Here is a 19,708-nt window from a genome sequence, read left to right on the forward strand (position 1 = left end):
GGGCCCTCAGCCGGCCAGCGCGGCGACGAGGCTCGCCGGGCGGATGTCGGTCCAGTTCTCCTCGATGTGGGCGAGGCAGGCCTGGCGGGTGGACTCGCCGAAGACGGCCGTCCAGCCGGCCGGGACGTCGATCCAGCTCGGCCAGAGCGAGTGCTGGTTCTCCTCGTTGACCAGGACCTGGTAGGTGGCGTTCTCGTCCTCGAAGGGGTTCGACACGGGTGGTTCCTCCATCGGGTGGGCGTGCGATGCACGGTGGACTGCTGGTGGGGTGGGCGGGCGCGGTGCCCGCGGGGCGGGTCGCGCGGGGCGGGCGAGCCGTCCGGGTGTCTCCAAGCTATCGGCGGGGTCCGCCGCCGCCCGGCAAGAGTTCCGGCAACTGGGCGGAAGTTCAGCGGGCGATCAGGCGCACCGGGAAGCGGTCCAGGCCGAAGTTGATGATCGAGCGGTTGTACTGCACCGGGCCGGTCTGCTCGATCCGCTCGACCCGGGTCAGCACGGCCTCGAACAGGGCGGTCAGCTCGGACTTCGCGAGCGGCGCGCCGATGCAGTAGTGGGCGCCCAGCCCGAGCGCCAGGTGCCGGTTCGGGGACCGGTCGAGCAGGATGTCGTGCGGGCGGTCGAAGACGGCCGGGTCGCGGTTGGCCGCCCAGGTCCAGACGACCACCCGCTCCCCCTTGCGGATCGGCTGCCCGCCGAGCTCGGTGTCCCGGCTGGCGACCCGCAGGGTGTGCAGGCCGACCGAGGTCCAGCGCAGCAGTTCGTCCAGCGCGGCGCCCATCTCGGCCCGGCCGCTCTGCAGCGCCTCCCACAGCCGGGGCCGCTGGACGACGGCCAGCAGGCCCATCACGGCCGTGTGGCGGACCGTCTGCACGCCGCCGACCACGATGTTGTCCAGGTTGAGCACGACGTCCTCGACCGGCAGCAGCCGCCCGGCGACCCGGTAGGTGGCCATCGTGCTGATCAGGTCGTCGCGCGGGTCGGCCCGGCGCTTCATCACCTGGTGCATCAGGTACGGGATCAGCCGCTGGTGGCCGGCCCGGCGCTCCTCGGCGGTCCGGCCCAGGAAGGCGTCGTCGCAGACCTTGACGACCATCTCGCGGTCCTGCTCGGGGACGTCGAGCAGGTCGCACATCACGGTCAGCGGCAGCGGGGCGACCACGTCGACCAGGTCGACCTCGCCCTGCCGCACCGCCCCGTCGACGATCCGGGTCGCCAGGTCGACGATCCCGGCGCGGGTGCCGCGCACCCCGCTCGGCGAGAAGAACGGCACCACGGGGGCCCGCAGTTCGCGGTGCCGGGGCGGGTCGGTCAGGGCCATCATCCGACCGGCGCCGACCGGCGTGTTGCCGGCGCCGGCGCCGAGCAGCGAGCCCTCCTCGGAGCTGTAGGTGGCGGTGTCCCTGAGGACCTCCGCGGCCAGGTCGTAGGAGAGCACCGACCAGACCGGTCCGTCGGTCGCGGTCAGCGAGCGCTGCACCGGGGCGGCGCTGCGCAGCGCGTCGATCAGCTCCGGGGCGTCGGGGCGCTCCCACAGGGCGGGGTCGCTCAGGTCGGGGGCCGCCGGGGCGGCCGGGGCGGGGATCAGATCGAGAGCGGGCGCAGCCACGGCTCCTCCTTGCCGGTACGGGCGGGCTCGCGCCCGATGATCGAGGTCAGGACGTCCACCGGGCCGGGCTGTTCCACGGTCGCCAGCAGGTGGCCGCCGGGGACGACGGCGAGGCCGAAGTCCCCGCTGGTGTGCCGCGCCCAACCGGCCAGCCGGGGGGCGTCGAGCATCGGGTCGGCGTCCCCGGCGATCGCGTAGAGGTCGGCGGCGAGCGGCGGCTCGGCGCGGTGCCGGTAGGTGTCGCGGACGGTCAGGTCGGTGCGGATGGCGCTCAGTGCGAGATCGCGCAACTCCGGCGCGGATTCGACGAGTTCGCCCATGCCGGCCAGGCGCAGCAGGTCCTCGGCGGTGCGCCGGGGCGGGGTCGGGCCGGCCCAGTCGGCCGGTGGGGAGGCCGAGGCGGCGACCACCGCGTCCGGGCGCTGCCCGGCGGGCAGGGCCCGGGCCACCTCGTAGCCGAGCAGCGCGCCGAAGCTCTGCCCGTAGAAGCCGAACCGGCCGTTCAGGTGCGGGCGCAGGGCCTGCACGACGTCGGCGACCAGCCGGTCGAAGGTGGCGGGCATCGGCTGGCGGCCGCGGCCGCCGCGGGCGGGCATCCGCAGCGCCCAGACCTCGGCCGCCGGGGCCAGCGCGTGGCCGAGCGGGGTGAAGGCGGTGGCGTCGCCGCCGGCGTGCGGGAAGCAGAACAGCCGGTACGGGCGGTGCTGCTGCGGGGCGGGCACGAACAGCCAGTCGCCCTCGATCCGGGGGCGGGGGCCGTTCACCGGGCGCCCGCCCCGCTGCCGACCAGGGCCGGGCGGCGCGGCGCGCCGGCGCGGGTGGCCCGACGCACCGACTCGGTGAAGTCGGCGAGGTCGCGGGAGTCGAGCAGGTGGCGCAGCTGGATCTCGATGCCGAGCTTGCGGCGCAGCACGTGGGTGACCCGGAGCGCGGCGAGCGAGTGCCCGCCGAGGCTGAGGAAGTCGTCCTCGGGGCGCAGGTCGGTGCGGCCCAGGACGGTCCGCCACACCTCGGCGACCTGCTCGGCGACCTCGTCGGCCCCCTCGGCCCCGGCGGCCGGGCCCGCGGTGGGCTGCGGCGAGTGCGGCGCGGGCAGGGCGGCGTGGTCGACCTTGCCGTTCGGGGTGAGCGGCAGGGCGTCCAGGACGACCACGGCGGCCGGGACGAGGTGCACGGGCAGCAGGGTCCGGGCGTGGGCGAGGACGGCGTCGGCGTCCGGCGCCCCGGGCCCGGTGGTGGTGACGTAGCCGACCAGCTGCTGGTCGCCGTGCTCGGTGCGGTGGACGGTGACGGCCGCCGCGGGCACCTGCGGGTGGCGGGTGAGGGCGGCCTCGATCTCGCCGGGCTCGATCCGGAAGCCGCGCAGCTTCAGCTGCCGGTCGGCCCGGCCGCCGAAGCGCAGGGTGCCGTCCTCGGCGTACCGGGCGAGGTCTCCGGTGCGGTACATCCGGGCGCCGGGGGTGAACGGGGAGGCGACGAACCGTTCGGCGGTCAGGCCGGAGCGGCCCAGGTAGCCGTGGGCCAGGCCGGGCCCCTCGACGTACAGCTCGCCGGTGGCGCCGGCGGCGACCGGGCGCAGCCGCCCGTCCAGCAGGTGCAGGCCGACGCCGGGCAGCGGGCCGCCGAGGTGCGGCGCCGGGCCGGTGATCCGGGTGGCGGTGGAGTCGACCGTGCACTCGGTGGGCCCGTACAGGTTGAGGGCGTCGAGGCCGCCGGAGACCAGCTCCGCCCAGGTGCGCTCCGGGACCGGCTCGCCGCCCATGAACAGGCGCACCCGGCGGGCGCCGAACGGCTCGCGGAGCAGTTCCCAGTGCGAGGGGGTGAGGTCCAGGTCGGTCACGCCGTGCTCGTCGAGCAGGGCGACCAGCCGGGCCGGGTCGGTGCGGGTCTCCCGGTCGATCACCACGACGGTGTCGCCGCGGCAGATCCGGGCCCACTGCTGCACCGAGGCGTCGAAGGAGACGCTGGCGCTCCAGCCGACCACCCCCGGCTCGGCCCGGTAGAGGTCCAGCCCGGCCAGGCCGGCGAGCAGCGCGGCGACCCCGCCGCGGGTGGCCTGGACGCCCTTGGGGGTGCCGGTGGAGCCGGAGGTGTGGATGACGTAGGCGGCGTCCTGCGCGGTGACCGCGGTGTCCGGGCCGACCGGGCCGGTGGCGTCCGGGGCGAGCACCGGCACGCCGTCGGCCAGCGGCACCCGGCCCTGGCCGGCCGTCAGGAGGAGGGAGATGCCGGCGTCGCCGGCCATGAAGGCGAGCCGCTCCGCGGGGTAGTCCGGGTCGAGCGGCACGTAGGCCGCGCCGGCGCGCCAGACGGCGAGCAGGGCGACCACCAGGTCGGTGGTCCGGGGCAGGTGGACGCCGACCCGGTCGCCGCGGCCGATGCCGTGGGCGCGCAGCGCGCCGGCCAGGGCGGCGGTGCGCCCGGCCAGTTCGGCGAAGGTCAGCGCGCCGTCGGTGCCGCGCACGGCGGTCCGCCCGGGGGCGGCCTCGGCGGCGGCCAGGAACGCGGCGAGCGGGTCGGTCTGGCTGGTGGTCATGCGGGGTGCTTCCTCTCGGGCGGGGTGCGGGTTCGGGTGCGGTCCTGGACGGGTGGCGGGGCCGGTCGCGGGGCTCATCCGGCCGCTCCCGCCGCCACGGGTGCGGCCGTCGGCGCGGTGGTCACGGCCGCGTCCAGTTCGGCCAGGGCCGCCGCGTAGGCGTCGATGAAGGTCTCGGCGAGCGCGTCCGGCACCACCGACCGCTGGTGGTCCACGGCCAGCAGCACGCGGTCGGAGACCGGGTCCTGGATCAGCGAGGCGCCGAAGGCGAAGCTGTTGGGCTCGTGCCGCATGGTCGGCTCGCAGCCGATCCGGCCGTCCACGATCCGGGCGTCGCTCAGCTGCCCGAGCGCGTGGAAGCGCAGGAAGCCGAACTGGCTGTCCAGCCGGGTGCCCGCCATCAGCCGGGCCAGCCGGGCGATCGGGACGCGGCGGTGCGGCATCATCTCCAGCTCCTCCCGGTGCACGGCGCGCACCAGGGCGAGCGGGTCGCCCTCGACGGGCTCGGCGACCAGCGGCACGGTGTTGAGGAACAGCCCGTACACCTCGGTGCCGCCGCGGCGCTCCAGCCGGCCGTTCATGGCCAGTCCGGTGGTGACCCGCTCGCGGCCGGTGATCCGCTGGAGCGCCCGCAGGTGGGCGGCGAGCGCCACCGACTTGACCGGGACGGCGGCCGCGTCGGCCACCCGGCGCAGCTGGCCGGGGGCGTCGGGCAGGACGCGTTCCACCGTGCGGGCCAGCTCGTGGGTGGAGCCCGCTTCCTCCCAGAGCTCGCCGCTGACGCCGTCGAGCTTGGCGCGCCAGTAGGCGAGCGCCTCGGGGTCGTCGGCGGCGGCCTGTTCGACCGCGACGAAGTCGCGGAAGGCGGAGCCGGGCGGCGCGGTCGGCGGGGCGCCCGGGTCGGCGGCCAGCGCGGTGTGCCGCTCCAGGAGTTCGGTGAGCAGCGAGGTGAAGCTCCAGCCGTCCAGGATGGCGTGGTGCTCGGAGACGGTGAGCTGGAAGGACGCGTCGTCGAGCCGTTGCACGGTGACCCGGAACAGCGGCGGCTCCATCAGGTCGAAGGGCGTCGAGCGGTGCTGCTCGAAGACGGCGGTGATCCGCGCCTCGTGCTGCTCCTGCGGAACGCCGCGCAGGTCCTCGAAGCCGACCGGGGGCGGCAGTTCGCCGTACACCAGCTGGAGCGGCTCGCGGTAGCCGGAGAGGTCGAGGCCGGTGCGCAGGACCGGGTGGCGGCCCATCGCCTCGGCGACCGCGCGGCGGAACGCGTCCTCGTCCAGCGGGCCGGCGATCCGGTAGCTGTTGACGTTGTGGTAGCTGTCGGTCGCCCCGGCGATCTCCATGTGGAAGACCATGCTGAGCTGCATGGACACCATCGGGTAGGCGTCCACCACGGTGGCCGGGAGTTCGGCCCGCACGTCGGCGTCGACCAGGGCGAACGGCCCGGCGGCGCCCGCCGGTTCGGTCACCGGCCGGGCCAGCGGGGCGAGGGCGGCGATGGTCGGGGCGTTGAAGACGTCCCGCAGGGTGACGGCCCAGCCGCTGTCGTGCAGCGCGCCGGCCAGCTGGACGGCCCGGATCGAGTCGCCGCCGAGGTGGAAGAAGTCGTCGTGCACGCCGATCCCGCTGACGCCGAGGACCGTCGACCACACCTCGGCGAAGCCCTGCTCGGCCGGGGTGCGGGGGGCGACGTGGCCCGCCTCGGCGCGCGGCGCGGCGGGCGCGCTGGGTGCGGGCAGGGCCCGGCGGTCGACCTTGCCGTTGACGGTCAGCGGCAGGGCGGCCAGCACGGTGACGCTCGCCGGGATCATGTAGTCCGGCAGCGAGCGGGCGAGGAACTCGCGCATCCCGGCGGGCTCGCGGCCGGTGACGTACGCGGCGAGGCGCTGGTCGTGGACGGTCACCACGCAGCCGTCCACGTCCGGGTGGGCGGCCAACGCGGCCTCGATCTCGCCGAGTTCGATCCGGAAGCCGCGCAGCTTGACCTGGAAGTCGGCCCGGCCCACGTACTCCAGTCCGCCGTCGGGCAGCCGCTTGGCCACGTCCCCGGTGCGGTACAGCCGGGCGCCGGGGGTGGCCGCGTACGGGTCGGCGACGAAGCGGGTGGCGGTCAGCCCGGGGCGGGCCCAGTAGCCGTGGGCGAGGCTGCCGCCGCCGATGTACAGCTCGCCGGGCACGCCGACCGGGCAGGGCCGCAGCCAGTCGTCGAGCACCACGGCGCTCAGGTGCGGCATCGGGTCGCCGATCAGGCTGCGCTCGAAGCCGTCCGGCCCGTCGATGTCGTGGGTGGTGACGTGGACGGTGGTCTCGGTGATCCCGTACAGGTTGCAGACCCGGGCCCGGGGCCGCGGCTCCAGGGCGTACCAGCGCTCCACCACCGCCGGGTCCAGGGCCTCGCCGCCGAGCATCACCTGCTTCAGCGCGGGCAGCGCGCGCGGGCGCCGGCGCAGGGCGGCTTCGAGCTGGCGCAGCGCGGACGGGGTCAGGCAGAGGAAGGAGACGCCCTCCTCGGCGAGGAGGTCCGCGAACTCCTCCGGCGAGCGGCTGGTGACGTACGGGACGACGACCAGCCGGCCGCCGTGGTGCAGGGCGCCCCACAGCTCCCAGACCGTCCAGTCGAAGGCGTAGCTGTGGAAGAGCGTCCACACCTCCTGGCCGTCCGGCGGGGTGAAGGCGAAGTGCCCGGCCCCGGCCGCCATCAGCCGGCTGACGTGCTCGTGGGCGACGGCCACGCCCTTGGGGCGGCCGGTGGAGCCGGAGGTGAAGATGATGTACGCGGTGTCCGCCGGGCGCACCGCCAGGTCCGGGCGGGTGGCCGCCTGGGCGGCCAACTCCTCGGTGCGGACGGCGGGTTCGAAGACCTGCCAGGGCCCCTCCGGGACCCTCTCGGGCCGGTCGGTGAGCACCACGGCGACCTCGGTGTCGCCGAAGACGGCGGCCGCCCGGTCGGCCGGCGCGGTGAGGTCCACCGGCACGTAGGCGGCGCCGGTCTTGAGCACGCCGAGGACGGACACCGGGATCGCCTCGGTGCGGTCGAGCAGCAGGCCGACCCGGTCGCCGGGGCGCACCCCGCGGGCGATCAGGGCGTGCGCCAGCCGGTTGGCCCGCTCGTCCAGCTCGCGGTAGCTCAGCGCGACGGCGCCGCAGCTGACGGCGGTACGGTCGGCGTGGGCGTCGACGGCCTCCTCGAACAGCCGGTGCAGGCTGCGCCCGGCGGGGACGTCCACCGGCCCGGCGGGCGCGGCCGGCCCGGCGAGGGCGCGCACCGTGCGGTCGGGCTGCTCCAGCGCGTCGGCCAGCAGGGCCCGCCAGTCGTCGCTCATCCGGCGCACCGTGTCGGTGTCGAACAGGTCGGAGCGGTACTCGACCTCGCCGCGCAGTTCGCCGTCGTCGTAGACGGACCAGGTCAGGTCGTACTTGGTGGTGCCGTTGGAGTGCACCCGGCGGTCGGCGTGGACCGGCCCGAAGCGCAGCGGGGCGCGGTTCTCGGCGTGCGAGCCGAACACCACCTGGAACAGCGGGGTGTGCCGGGTGGAGCGCTCGACACCGAGGTGGTCGACGACGGTGTCGAAGGGCACGTCGAGGTAGCCGTACGCCTCGAAGGCCTCGTCCTCGACCCGGTGCAGCAGCTCGCGGAAGGTGGTGCGGGCGCCGAGCCGGATCCGCAGCGGCAGCATGTTGACGAAGTAGCCGACCAGGTCCTCGAGTTCGGGCCGGTCGCGGGTGGTGACCGGGGTGCCGATCACTAGGTCCTCGGCGCCGGTGTACCGGTTCAGCAGGACGGCGAAGGCGGCCAGCTGGACCATGAACGGGGTGACGCCCTCGGCCTCGGCGAGCGCCCGCACCCGCTCGGCGGTGCCGGCCGGCAGGCCGAAGGCCTCGGTGCGGCCGCGGTGGGTCGGCACCGCGGGGCGGGGCCGGTCGGTGGGCAGTTCGAGCAGTCCGGGGGCGCCGGCCAGCCGCTCCTTCCAGTGCGCGAGGTGCTCCCGGTAGGAGGTGGCGGCCTCCTCGGCCGCGTAGTCGGCGTACTGGGCGGTCAGTTCCGGCAGCCGGGGCGGGCGGTGCTCGGTGAGCGCGGTGTAGACCTCGGCGAGCTCGGTCTCGAAGACGTCCGCGGACCAGCCGTCCCACACGATGTGGTGGACGACCAGGACCAGGGTCGCCCCGGCGTCGGAGCGGAGCAGCAGCGAGGCGCGCAGCAGCGGCCCGGCCTCCAGGTCGAACGGGGCGGCCGCCTCGGCGGCGGTCAGCTCCTCGGCCCGGCGGTGCTGTTCGCCGTCCGGCAGGCCGCGCAGGTCGGTGACGCCCAGCGGGATGTGCAGGCTCTCGCGGACCAGTTGGCAGGGGCCCTCGGGGCGCAGCTCGAAGGTGGTGCGCAGGGCCTCGTGGCGGGCGACCACGGTGTCGATCGCGTGCTCCAGGAAGGCCGGGTCGACCGGGCCGCTGAAGGTGAACACCCAGGGGATGTTGTAGGTGGCGGCCTGCGGGTCCCACCGGTCCAGGAACCACAGGCCCCGCTGGAGCCCGGAGACCGGGGCGACCCGGGCGACGGCCGTGTCGGTGGCTGAACTCACTGTTCTCGTACCTCTCTCGTGCGTGTGCGGTCGGCGGGGGTCAGCGCTGGAGGAGCTGTTCGGCGATGGCGCTCGCCGTCCTGGCCCGGAACACCAGCTGCGGGAGGACGCGGGTGCCGGTCGCGCGGGACAGCCGCATCGCCAGGCGGACCGCCGTCAGCGAGTTGCCGCCGATCCGGAAGAAGTTGTCGTGGCGGTCGACCTGCTCGGCCTTGACCACCTCGCGCATCGCGTCGAGGACGAGGCGCTCGAGGTCGGCCGTGCGGCCGGCCTCCGGCTCCCCGGCCCCGGCCTGTTCGGACGGCGCCCCGGCGGGCGGGACGGTCCGGGTGACGGGTGCCGGGGCGGGCAGGGCGCGGCGGTCGACCTTGCCGTTGGCGTTCAGCGGCAGCGCGTCCAGCACGTCGAGGGTGGCCGGGACCATGTGGGCCGGCACCTGCTCGGCCAGGCAGCCGAGGATGGACTCGGTGTCGGCGTCCGGCCCGGTGGTGACGACGTACCCGGCGAGCCGGCGGTCCCCGGTGGCCGTCTCGTGGACGGTCACGGCCGCCTCCCGGACGTCGCGGTGCCGGGTGAGGAGGTCCTCGATCTCGCCGGGCTCGACCCGGAAGCCGCGGATCTTGATCTGGTCGTCGGCCCGGCCGGTGATCTCCAGCAGGCCGTCCGCGGTGCGGTGGCCGAGGTCCCCGGTGCGGTAGAGCCGGCGGCCGTAGCCCCCGTGCGGGTCGGCGACGAAGCGGGTGGCGGTCAGCCCGGGCCGGCCCCAGTAGCCGAGCGCGAGGCCGTCACCGCCGGCGTACAGCTCGCCGGTGACCCCCGGCCCGACCGGCCGCAGCGCCTCGTCCAGCACCAGGACGCCCTTGCCGGCCAGCGGGCGGCCGATCGGGATGGACCCGGCGGCGGCGTCCTCCGGGCGGGCGGTGTGGCAGGTGGTGAGGCCGAGGCTCTCCACCGGGCCGTAGCCGTTGGCCACGCGCAGCCCGGGGAACCGCTCCAGCGCCTTGCCGACGTGGGTGACCGAGGCCCGCTCGCCGGCCGTGAAGGCGGTGTGCAGCCCGGCGTAGACGTCCGGGAACTCCTCCAGCAGGAAGTTGAACAGGCTGGCGGACAGCTGGAGTTGGGTGACGCCGTGGCGGCGGGTCAGCTCGACGATGGCCTCCGGGTCGGGCCGCTGGCCCGGTTGGAGCACGCAGACGCCGCCGAACAGCAGCGCGCCGTACAGTTCCAGGGCGAAGGCGTCCCAGGAGACCGGGGCGCACTGCAGCCAGACCTCGCGGGGGCCGAACCGGGCGTAGTCCTGGCCGAGGTAGGTCGTGGTCAGCGCGCGGTGCGGGACGGCGACGCCCTTGGGGCGGCCGGTCGAGCCGGAGGTGAACATCACGCAGGCCAGGTCCGCGCCGGTGACCGGCACGTCCGGGGCGTGGTCGGGGGCCCCGGCGAGCAGGTCGGCGACGGCGTCCAGGTCGACGTGCTCGCCCGGCCAGTCGAACGGGACCGCCGCGCCGCGGTGGGTGACCAGGTGGCGGGCCCCGCTGTCGGTGGCGGCCGCGGCGAGCCGCGCCGCCGGGAAGTCGGGGTCGAGCAGGGTGTACCCGGCGCCGGTCTTGAGCGCGGCGAGCAGGGCGACCACCAGGTCGAAGCCGCGCTCGACCAGGATCGCCACCACGGTGCCGCGGCCCACGCCCCGGCCGGCCAGGTGGTGTGCCAGCCGGTTGGCGCGGCGCTCCAGCTCGCCGTAGGAGAGCTCCGCGCCCTCGGCGATCAGCGCCACGGCCCCGGGGGTGCGGGCGGCGGCGGCCTCGAACAGCCGGTGCACCGGGGCCGCGACGGCCGCGGCCAGGGTGCCGAGCCAGGCCTCGCACAGCTCCTCGACCGTGGCCGGCTCGAACAGGTCGGAGTCGTACTCGAAGCGCCCGGTGAAGCCGGTGCCGCGGTCGTCCACCGAGATCGACAGGTCGAACCGGGAGACGCCGTGCATGTGCAGCTCCCGGGTGACGGCCATGCCGTCGAGGGAGAGCGGGCGGGAGTCCAGCGCGTGCATCTCCAGCACGACCTGGCAGAGCGGGTTGCGGTCCTGCGGCGGGTCGGCGACCACCCGGTCCACGATGGCGTCGAACGGGACCTCCTGGTTGCGGTAGGCGCCGATCGAGACGTCCCGGGCCTGGCGCACCAGGTCGAGGAAGTCGGTGTCCGCGCCGACCCGCAGCCGCAGCGGCAGCAGGTTGACGAAGTAGCCGATCATGTCGGCGAGTTCAGGGCGGTTGCGGACGTTCACCGGGGCCCCGATCACCAGGTCCGGCGCGCCCGAGCGGCGGTGCAGGGTCATCGCCAGCGCGGCCAGCAGGACCATGTACGGGGTGGCGTCCTCGCCCCGGGCCAGCTCCCGGACGGCCCGGGCCACCGGCTCCGGCACCGCGAAGGAGTGGTGGGCGCCGCGGAACGCCTGGAGCTCGGGGCGCGGGTGGTCGACCGGCAGCACCTCCGCCTCCGGGGCGTCCGCGAGCTGCTTCTCCCAGTAGGCGAGCTGGCCGCCGACCGCGGCGCTCACCGCGGGCTCCCGCTGCCAGGCGCTGTAGTCCGCGTACTGGGCGGCCGGCTCGGGCAGGCGGTGCGGGCGCCCGGCGCGCAGCGCCTCGTACGCCTCCTTGAGCTCGCGCTCCAGCACGGCCAGCGAGCCCTCGTCCCAGACGATGTGGTGCATGACCAGCACCAGCACGGCCCGCCCGGAAGGGACGCGCAGCAGGTGGGCGCGGAGCAGCGGGTCGGTCTCCAGGTCGAACGGGGTCCGGGCGGCGGCGGTGATCAGCCCGTCGAGGTCGGCCTCCGCCGCGTCGGCGACGGTGAACGGCAGCTCGGTCCGCTCCCGGACCACCTGGAGCGGCTCCTCGTCGCCGAACACGAACGCGGTGCGCAGGCTCTCGTGCCGGGCCACCACGGTCTCCAGGGCGGCGCGCAGCAGCTCCGGCTCCGGGGCGCCGTCGAAGCGGAACACCCACGGCACGTTGTAGGTCGGCGCGCCCGGGTTCCACTGGTCGAGGAACCACAGACCGCGCTGGAAGCCGGAGAGCGGCGCCTCGGTGCGGCCGGTGCGGGTCAGCGCGGGGCGCTGCTCGCCCTCCGGGGTGGTCACGGCGACGGCGAACTCGGCGAGGGTGGGGGCGTCGAAGATCGCGTACGGGGAGATCAGGCCGAACACGTCGGCGACCCGGCCGACCACCCGCACCGCGGTGAGCGAGTCGCCGCCGAGGTGGAAGAAGTTGTCGTGGGCGCCCACCCTGGCCACGCCCAGCACGTCGGACCAGACGGCGGCGAGCAGCTGCTCGGCCTCGGTGCGCGGTGCGACCCAGGCCTCCTCACCGGCCGCGGCCTCCGGGCCGGGCGCGGGCAGCGCGGCCCGGTCGATCTTGCCGTTCGCGGTCAGCGGGAAGGCGTCCAGCACGACCAGGGCGGCCGGGACCATGTGCTCGGGCAGCCGGTCGGCGAGGAAGTCCCGCAGCTCGCCGGGGGCGGGGGCGGCCCCGGGGACGGCGGTCAGATGGGCGGTCAGCCGCCCCTCGGGGGCGGTGACCACGCAGGCGGCCACCGCCGGGTGGGCGGCCAGGGTCTGCTCGATCTCGCCCGGCTCGATCCGGAAGCCGCGGATCTTCAGCTGGTGGTCGGCGCGGCCGAGGAAGACCAGCGGGCCGTCCTGCGCGTCCCGCCGGACCACGTCGCCGGTGCGGTACATCCGGGCGCCGGCCGGGCCGTACGGGTCGGCGACGAAGCGCTCGGCGGTGAGCCCGGTGCGCCCCCAGTAGCCGGAGGCGAGCAGCGGGCCGCCGATGTACAGCTCGCCGGCCGTGCCGGGGGCCACCGGCTCCAGCCGGTCGTCCAGCACGTACAGGGCGCGCTCCCCCAGGGCGTCGCCGATCGGCACCAGGACGTCGGCGGCGGTGAGCTCCCGGACGGTCGAGGTGATCACCGTCTCGGTCGGGCCGTACGCGTTGATCAGCGGTACCCCGGTGGCCTCGCGCCAGGCGGCGGCCGCCTCCGGGTAGAGCCGGTCGCTGCCGGAGATCATCAGCCGCAGCGAGGCGGGGACGGCGGCGCCGGCCCGGACGGCCGTGACGATCTCCTGGAAGTAGCCGGCCGACAGGTTGGCGACGGTCACCCCCTCCTCGGCGAGCAGGCCCAGCAACTCGCCCGGGGCGAGCAGCGCCTGGCCGGGGACGACCAGGCGGGCGCCGGTGGTCAGCGCGGTGAGGACCTGCTCGACGGCCACGTCCACGGTGGGGCGGGCGAGTTGCAGCACGGTGTCCGCGGCGGTCGTCCCGAAGGCCCGGACGGCCGCCCGGAGGTGCTCGGCGAGCCGGTCGGCGCCGACGTGGACTCCCTTGGGGCGCCCCGTGGTTCCGGAGGTGTAGATGAGGTAGCCGGCCCCGCCGGCCGGCTCCACCGGGGTGTCGGAGCCGGTCAGCACGCCGTCGGTCAGGAAGGCGGTCGCCCCGGCGTCCCGGGCGATGAACGCGTTGCGCTCGGCGGGCGCCCCGGCGTCCAGCGGGAGGTAGATCCCGTCGGCCCGGAGCACGGCGAGCAGCCCCACCACCTGGTCGACCCGGTCGCGGGCGGACACCGCGACGACCTGGCCCGGGACGATCCGCCCGGCCAGGGCCCCGCTCAGCCGGTCGAGTTCCGCGTAGTCGAGGCTGCGCTCCGCCCCCCGCACCGCGGGGCGGTCGGGGTGGCTGCGCACCGCCGCCGCGAAAGCGTCTGTGATTCCGTGTGACATGGTTCTACCCCGCTGGGTGAAGGAGTTCGGAAGGGGGACGGAGGCGGCGTCGGTCGCCGCTGCCACCGGGCGACTCGGTCGGCCGGGGCGGAATTCGGTGGAGCGGAAGTCGTTGGGGCCGACGGCAGTTGGGCGGACGGCGGTGGGGCGGACGGGGTCCACGCGCTACGGCGTGCCCGGGGCCCAGAGGTCCTCCGGGCCCAGCTCGGCGGCCGAGTACTTGCCCAACGCGCTGGCCAGCAGCCTGAGTTCGGCGGCCATGCAGTCCAGCAGGCGGATCAGGCCGCGCTCCGGGTCCTCCGCCACGGCGAGCAGCGCGGCCCGCCCGAGGCCGACCGCCCGGGCGCCCAGCGCCAGGCACTTGGCGGCCCGGACGCCCTCCCAGATCCGGCCCGACACCAGCAGGCAGGGGACGGGGTCGGCCGCCAGCCGGCCCAGGCAGGCGGCCAGCGGCAGGCCGACCTGGGCGGTGAAGGCGAGCGGCGCCCAGCCGGTGCCGCCCTCGGCGCCGTCCACGGTGACGGCGTCGGCCCCGGCGTCGGCCGCCACCCGGGCCGCCTCGGCCACGTCCCGGCCGGGGTGGAGCTTGACCCAGGTCCGGGCCCTCGGGAAGTTGTTGCGCATCAGCCGGACCTGCTGGCGCAGGATCTCCGCGGTGAAGGTGCCGGGACTGCTGGAGCGCAGCACGTACGGCCCGTCCAGCAGGTCCGGGTCGAGACCGTAGCGGCCGTCCAGCCGGGCGGCCTCCGCCGCGTCCAGCACGGTCATCCCGCCGAGCCCGGGCTTGGCGCCCTGGCCGGTCTTCAGTTCGAAGCCGAGCCGGCCGGAGTCCAGCAGGGCGCGGGCGGCGGGGTCGCTGTAGACCAGGTTCCAGACCTCGGCGTCGGCGTCCTCGGTGCTCTGCTGGACGGTCACACCGCCGAGCCCGTCCGGCAGTTGCTCGGTGTAGGCGCGCAGCCGACCGAGCAGCGAGCGGGAGGCGTCCTCGTCCGGCCGGCCGTAGCCGTTGACCGGTACGACGTTCTCCCCGATGACCATCGGCACGCCCAGCGCACCGGCCTGGCGGCTGAGCGCCAGGCCCGGGTCGCCGCCGGCGGCGCGGGTGGAGCCCAGCGCCGACACGTACACCGGCAGCGGCGCGGCGAAGCCGCCGATCGTGGTGGCCAGGTCGACGTCCCGGTACATCGGCTCCCGGCCCAGGTCGATCAGCTTGGCCAGCCGCCGGGGCATGAAGACCGGTGGCACCAGGCGCAGTTCGTCCAGTCCGTCACCGGCGGGCGCGGCCCCCGCGCCGAGCAGCACCCGGCCGTAGGCCTCGGCGGGCGGGAAGGCGGCGGGCGCGCCGAGCCTGGCCCGGCGGCGGACCTCCGGCTCGGGGAAGCCGGGGGCGGTGGCGGTGTCGGGCGCGGTGGTCGGCCGAAGGGTGGTGGTGGCCGGCTCGACGGTGGGGGTGGCCGGTTGAAGGGTGGGGGTGGTCGGGGTCACGGGGAGACCACTCCCGGCAGCTTCGGGAAGGCGCTGGCCTGCCAGGCCGACTCGCGGCCCGCGATGTAGCGGGTCAGCCGCTCGACGCCGATGCCGAAGCCGGCGCTCGCCGGGACGCCCTCGCGGACCAGGTCGAGGTACCAGCTGTACTTCTGCGGGTTCTCGCCGGTCTCGCGGATCCGGGTGACGATGTCGGCGTAGTCGTTGGTCCGCTCGCTGCCGCTGCACAGCTCGCCGTAGCCCTCGGGCGCGATGAGGTCGAAGTTGCGCAGGACGCCGGGCTCGGTGCGCGACTCGCGGTCGTAGAATCCGCGGGAGCCCTTGGGGTAGTCGGTCACGAAGAACGGGCGGCTCGCCTTGCGGGAGAGCAGTGCCTCGCCGGCCCAGTCGATCTCCGCGTCCGGGCTCTGGTCGTGTCCCACGGCCCGCAGTTCGGCCACCGCGTCGGCGTGGGTGGTCCGGCCGAAGCCACCGCGCAGCAGGTCGGCGAAGGCGTCCGGGTCCCGGCCCAGCACGGCGAAGTCCTCGGCCAGCGTCTCCCCGGTGCGGCGCACCATGTGGATCACCAGGTCCTCGATCAGCTGGAGGACGTCGTCGCGCCCGGCGCCGGCCACCTCCACGTCCAGCTGGTGGAACTCGGCGAGGTGCCGGTCGGTGTGGGCGGTCTCCAGCGGCTCCAGCCGGACGTTGGGGGCGATGCAGAAGATCTTGTCGAAAGCCAGCAGCGAGGCCTGCTTGTAGAGGATGGCGCTGGTCATCATCTTGTAGCGGTGGCCGTAGAAGTCGACGTCGACCTGCTTGGCGCCGCGCGAACCGGGGTCGGTGACCGGGCCGATCACCGGCGGCAGCAGCTCGGTAAAGCCGGCCGAGGTGAGGTGCTCGCGGGCGGCCGCGAGCAGTCCGCCCTGGATCCGCAGGGTGCTGCGGGTGGCCGGGGAGGTGAGGTGGGACCTGGTCCCGGGCAGGGGGGTACGGCCGTCGTCAGGCATGTTCGGTCTTCCCGTCGTCGGGGGTGCTCGGATGGTGGGCGGGTGTCGGGCGGGGCCGGCGGGTGTCGCGCGGGGCCGGCCGGGGGTCAGCGGGTGGCGAGCGCCCGCCGGTCGTAGCTGCGCTGGACGTACGAGAGCGCGTCGATCAGCTGGGCGGCGCCGAGGACGGCGCGGTGGCCGCGGACCGGCCCCCCGGGCAGCGGCAGCGCGCCGGTGTCGGCCCACTGGAGCCGGCCCTCGGCGTCCAGCGCGCCGCGCGCCCGGCCCGCGTTGTCGGGGTGGAGGCAGAACGGCACGTCCAGGTAGCCGGCGGCGAAGGCCCGGACCAGGGCCCGGCCGACGTCGTCGTCGAGCTGGAGGACGGCCTCGACCAGCGCCCGCGCCTCGGCGTAGGTCACGCTGTCGGCGGCCGGGAGGGCCGTGCCGGCGGTCGTCCCGGCGGCGATCGCGGCGGCGGTCTCCAGGGCGCGGACGTTCTCCTCGACCGTGGGGATCCGGTGCGCCTCGGCGGTGGTCTTGACGATCAGCCGGGCCGCGCCGGTGCGCACCGCCAGCCCGGCCGCCTCGTCCAGCAGCAGCTGGGCGCCGCCCGGGGAGAGCGGGTACAGGCCCATGTAGGCGTAGAGCACCACGTGCCACTCGACGTCCGGGAGCAGCTCGCCGGCGAGCCGGGCCAGCGCGGTGACGGCCTCCTCGTCCTGCCGGACGTTGGTCTGCTGGGCGTAGCTCAGCGAGACGCTGCGCAGCCCGTGCTGCCGGAAGAACAGCGCCTCCAGCACGCTGATCGCGACCAGCAGGGCGGGCGGGCAGAGCTGGCCCATCATGCAGCCGCCGAAGGTCTCCAGATGGGGCGTCACCCCCGGCCGCGCCGCGTCGGCGAGCAGTCGGCAGCCCCGCTCCCAGTCGGCCACCGCGACGGCCAGCGGGGTGCGGCTGTACGGGAGGCAGTACGAGACCGGCCCGCCCTCGGTCGCGTGCAGGCCGACGGCCAGCAGCGCGGCGACGATCGGCTCGGGCCGGGCCGAGCCGTGCCGCACCTGCACCGGGAAGTCCGGTCCGACGATGCCGTCCAGCACGCCGCGGGTGACCTCGACCGGGTGGGTCGCGATCGGGTAGCCGTTCAGCGCGGCGCCCTCGTCCAGGGCCCGGCGGGCGGCGGCCGTCTCGCCGGTCCTGGTGTAGCTGTCGACGGTGATGGTGCCGACGGTGGTGGCCGCCGCCCGCTTGGTGGCCTGCAGTCCGGCCCGCATCGGCCCGGGCCCGGCCATGCCCATCCGGGGCTGGACGACCAGGGTGCCCGCCGCGTGCGCCCGGGCCACGAAGCCCCCGAACGAGGCCGCGGCCGTCATGCCGGGACCACCGTGGACCACCGGGCCAGGTACGCGGTGAACCGCTCGATCGAGTCGGGCCCGGTGAAGACCTCGTCGAAGCCGGCCGCCCGCAGCGAGCGGCCCGCCAGCACGTCGTCCTCCTCGGTGATGCCGAGCTTGCCGCCGATCACCATGGGGGTGTCCGACAGTTCCGGCCGGGCCCGCAGCTGGGGGACCACCCGCAGGCCGTCCAGCGTGCCGTGGCCGTTGACGCTGCTGAGCACGATCAGGTCCGGTGCCGCCTGCCGGCAGTGCTCGACCAGCCGGTCGTCGGGGACGCAGGCCCCGAGATTGGTGACCCGGTGGCCGCGCTCCTCCAGGAACATCTGGAGGAAGACCAGGTTCCAGGTGTGCGCGTCCGATGCCATGGTCGACACGACGATGTCCAGACCGGCGGGCGAGGCTGCTGCGAACGTCACGGGATTCTCCGTCGATCGGGGCTGGTCACGAGGCCAGCGCTGCGAGGTGGGGCGACCGCGCGGTGCGGTCGCCGGTGGCCGGGGCGGTCGCCCCCCGGTGCTCCCGGCACAGCGTGCGCAGGAGGTTGAGCACGGCGAAGCGGGCACCGCCGGCGGCGGGCACCAGCCGGACCAGCCCGCGCAGCAGCAGTTCCTGCACGGTGGCGCGGCAGTCCTGGAGCGGCCGGCCACTCACCGCGGCGGCCTCCTCCACCGACCAGTCGCCCGGTTCCTCGGCCAGCAGCACCAGCAACTCCCGCTGCCGGTCGGTCAGTCGGCGGTTCGCCTCGTCCAGCGCGTCGCGCAGGTCACCGCGCTCGCACAGGGTCACCGGCGGGGCCGGCAGGCTGAACGGGGTGGCGGCCAGCCGGTCCAGCAGCCGGGCGGGTGACTCCAGCAGGGTCCAGCCCGCGGCGTACTCCAGGGCCCGCGGCAGCCCGTCCAGGTAGCGGCAGAGCTCGGCGACCTCGGGCCGGTCGGCGGGGTCGAGGGCCAGGCCCGGACGCAGCCGCCGCATGTGGGCCAGCAGCAGCCGTACCGCGGCGGTCCCCATCGCCCGCTCCGGGTCCGGGTCGGGCCCGGGAACGGCGAGCGGCGCCAGCGGGACGAGCTGCTCGCCGTCCAGCCCGAGCGGCGCCCTGGAGGTGAGCAGGACCCTCAACTCCGGGCAGCGGCTGAACAGTCCGTCGAGCACGGCGGGGCCGACGGTGGAGTCGGCGCCGTCCAGGACCAGCAGCGTGGGCCGGTCCGCGATCAGGTCGGCGACCCCGTCCGGGCCGTCGTGGGCGGTGGTCGCCCCCGCCGGGTCGGCGAACGGCGCCCGGGCCGCGCCGGCCTCCGGCTCGCCGCAGGCGACCCAGCGGACCGACCAGCGGGCCGCGTGGTGCACCCGCCAGGCGACGTCCAGCGCCAGCCGGGACTTGCCGACCCCGCCGAGCCCGACCAGCGACAGCAGTCGGTCGCCGTGCCCGGTCAGCGCCTGGGTGAGCGTCTCCGCCTCCGCCTCGCGGCCGATGATGGCGCCGCGCGGCGCCGGTGGGGCGACGAGCTCCTCCACCGGGGCCCGCTGCCGGGCCGCGGCCTCGAAGAGCGAGCGGGCGCGGCCCCGCAGTCCGAGGGCGTCCGCGACCAGTCGCACGGTCTCCTGCCGCGGGCGCTGCACCCGGCCCGTCTCCATGTCCCGCACGGCCCGCACGCTCAGCGAGGCGTGGTCCGCCAGGCACTGCTGGGTCAGTCCGGTCCGTTCGCGCTGGTACTTGAGCAGCTCACCGAAGCCGGCCGCCGGCGGTACGCCGTCCATGCCGATCCCTCCCGGTCACACCTGTGGTCGATGCGGCTGGGACCGTGGTCGGCCGCCGCACCACAGATGTTCCGGGAGGGGGATCTATGGGCGGTCGTCGTCGTCGAACCGCCCTCCCCGGGCCCCGTGATCAGGCGAATATCGACCGTATATCGCCGTCGACCAGACTCGGTGTCGAGCCGAACGGGGCACCACGAAAGACACCCGGGCTCGCCCCACTCCAGTACTCCTCCTCACTCCTCCTCGCCAGAGCGGACGGCATCCCATGAAGCAGCGTTCCCCCAAGTCCTCGATCCTGCGCAAGGCCGCGGTCCTGGTCGCCACGGGCTGTGCCGCCGTCCTGCTGGCCACCGCCTCCCAGTCGGCCGCGCCGTCCGCCGGCAGCACCGTCTCGGTCCTGGCCGACGGCGCCACCACCACGGGTACCACCACCCCCACCGGCACCCCCACCGGCACCCCCCACACCGGCGGCGGCAGCACCACGGACTGGAACAGCACCGGCGGCTGACCGGTACGGAGCGGGTCGGGAACGGGCGAGCGGCCCGGTGCAATTTCAGCGGGCCTATGGTTGAGACAGTCGAGAAGTCGTTACGCCATTCGTGCAGGTCGGAACTTACCCGACACG

12 protein-coding genes and 1 rRNA gene are annotated in these 19,708 nt (G+C 75.7%); 1 reads left to right on the forward strand and 12 read right to left on the reverse strand.

What is annotated here, in order from left to right:
• Positions 1-6: 6 nt before the first annotated feature.
• The 11 genes from AB0O91_RS20845 to AB0O91_RS20895 all read right to left on the reverse strand — a co-directional run bounded on the left by AB0O91_RS20845 (position 7) and on the right by AB0O91_RS20895 (position 19,083).
• Entirely contained in the window at positions 7-216 is a 210-nt protein-coding gene (locus AB0O91_RS20845) for an MbtH family protein (protein ID WP_363435225.1), read from the reverse strand.
• Positions 217-388: 172 nt separating this feature from the next.
• The gene (locus AB0O91_RS20850; protein WP_363435228.1) at positions 389-1,606 is read right to left on the reverse strand and encodes a cytochrome P450; all 1,218 of its coding nucleotides are present in this window, start codon (positions 1,604-1,606) and stop codon (positions 389-391) included.
• Positions 1,582-2,370 carry a thioesterase domain-containing protein gene (locus AB0O91_RS20855; protein WP_363435231.1) on the reverse strand — a complete coding sequence of 263 codons (789 nt, stop codon included), beginning with the start codon at positions 2,368-2,370 and terminating at the stop codon, positions 1,582-1,584. Before AB0O91_RS20855 ends, AB0O91_RS20850 begins: the two co-directional genes overlap by 25 nt.
• Positions 2,367-4,142: a non-ribosomal peptide synthetase gene (locus tag AB0O91_RS20860; RefSeq protein WP_363435233.1), complete on the reverse strand. Its 1,776-nt coding sequence runs from the start codon at positions 4,140-4,142 to the stop codon at positions 2,367-2,369. Before AB0O91_RS20860 ends, AB0O91_RS20855 begins: the two co-directional genes overlap by 4 nt.
• A gap of 74 nt (positions 4,143-4,216) precedes the next feature.
• On the reverse strand, positions 4,217-8,713 hold the full coding sequence (locus AB0O91_RS20865) for an amino acid adenylation domain-containing protein (protein ID WP_363435235.1): 4,497 nt from the start codon (positions 8,711-8,713) through the stop codon (positions 4,217-4,219).
• Positions 8,714-8,753: 40 nt separating this feature from the next.
• The gene (locus tag AB0O91_RS20870) at positions 8,754-13,481 is read right to left on the reverse strand and encodes an amino acid adenylation domain-containing protein (RefSeq protein ID WP_363435237.1); all 4,728 of its coding nucleotides are present in this window, start codon (positions 13,479-13,481) and stop codon (positions 8,754-8,756) included.
• A 165-nt stretch (positions 13,482-13,646) separates the two neighbouring features.
• Entirely contained in the window at positions 13,647-14,966 is a 1,320-nt protein-coding gene (locus tag AB0O91_RS20875; protein ID WP_363435240.1) for a glutamate synthase-related protein, read from the reverse strand.
• Positions 14,963-15,955, reverse strand: a complete 993-nt coding sequence (locus AB0O91_RS20880; RefSeq protein ID WP_363435243.1) for an asparagine synthetase A — start codon at positions 15,953-15,955, stop codon at positions 14,963-14,965. The genes AB0O91_RS20875 and AB0O91_RS20880 overlap by 4 nt, the downstream gene beginning before the upstream one ends.
• Before the next feature lie 86 nt (positions 15,956-16,041).
• Positions 16,042-17,304, reverse strand: a complete 1,263-nt coding sequence (locus tag AB0O91_RS20885; protein ID WP_363435245.1) for a methylaspartate mutase — start codon at positions 17,302-17,304, stop codon at positions 16,042-16,044.
• Positions 17,301-17,744, reverse strand: coding sequence for a cobalamin-dependent protein (locus tag AB0O91_RS20890; RefSeq protein ID WP_363435248.1), 444 nt, complete (start codon positions 17,742-17,744; stop codon positions 17,301-17,303). The genes AB0O91_RS20885 and AB0O91_RS20890 overlap by 4 nt, the downstream gene beginning before the upstream one ends.
• A 25-nt stretch (positions 17,745-17,769) precedes the next feature.
• Complete coding sequence (locus tag AB0O91_RS20895) at positions 17,770-19,083, reverse strand: helix-turn-helix domain-containing protein (RefSeq protein WP_363435250.1); 1,314 nt, start codon at positions 19,081-19,083, stop codon at positions 17,770-17,772.
• Between the two features lie 265 nt (positions 19,084-19,348).
• Here AB0O91_RS20895 and AB0O91_RS20900 point away from each other — a divergent pair, with 265 nt between their 5' ends.
• Positions 19,349-19,591, forward strand: a complete 243-nt coding sequence (locus AB0O91_RS20900) for a hypothetical protein (RefSeq protein ID WP_363435253.1) — start codon at positions 19,349-19,351, stop codon at positions 19,589-19,591.
• A 21-nt stretch (positions 19,592-19,612) separates the two neighbouring features.
• Here the strand turns inward: AB0O91_RS20900 and AB0O91_RS20905 are convergent.
• Positions 19,613-19,708: ribosomal RNA gene (locus AB0O91_RS20905) — 23S ribosomal RNA — on the reverse strand; the annotation flags it as partial.

Source organism: Kitasatospora sp. NPDC089797, assembly GCF_040684795.1.
Lineage (GTDB): Bacteria > Actinomycetota > Actinomycetes > Streptomycetales > Streptomycetaceae > Kitasatospora.

Coding starts and splice junctions, on each gene's coding strand:
- AB0O91_RS20860 (WP_363435233.1), bottom strand. CDS start 4,142: ATGACCACCAGCCAGACCGACCCGCTCGCCGCGTTCCTGGCCGCCGCC.
- AB0O91_RS20870 (WP_363435237.1), bottom strand. CDS start 13,481: ATGTCACACGGAATCACAGACGCTTTCGCGGCGGCGGTGCGCAGCCAC.
- AB0O91_RS20880 (WP_363435243.1), bottom strand. CDS start 15,955: ATGCCTGACGACGGCCGTACCCCCCTGCCCGGGACCAGGTCCCACCTC.
- AB0O91_RS20885 (WP_363435245.1), bottom strand. CDS start 17,304: ATGACGGCCGCGGCCTCGTTCGGGGGCTTCGTGGCCCGGGCGCACGCG.
- AB0O91_RS20895 (WP_363435250.1), bottom strand. CDS start 19,083: ATGGACGGCGTACCGCCGGCGGCCGGCTTCGGTGAGCTGCTCAAGTAC.
- AB0O91_RS20900 (WP_363435253.1), top strand. CDS start 19,349: ATGAAGCAGCGTTCCCCCAAGTCCTCGATCCTGCGCAAGGCCGCGGTC.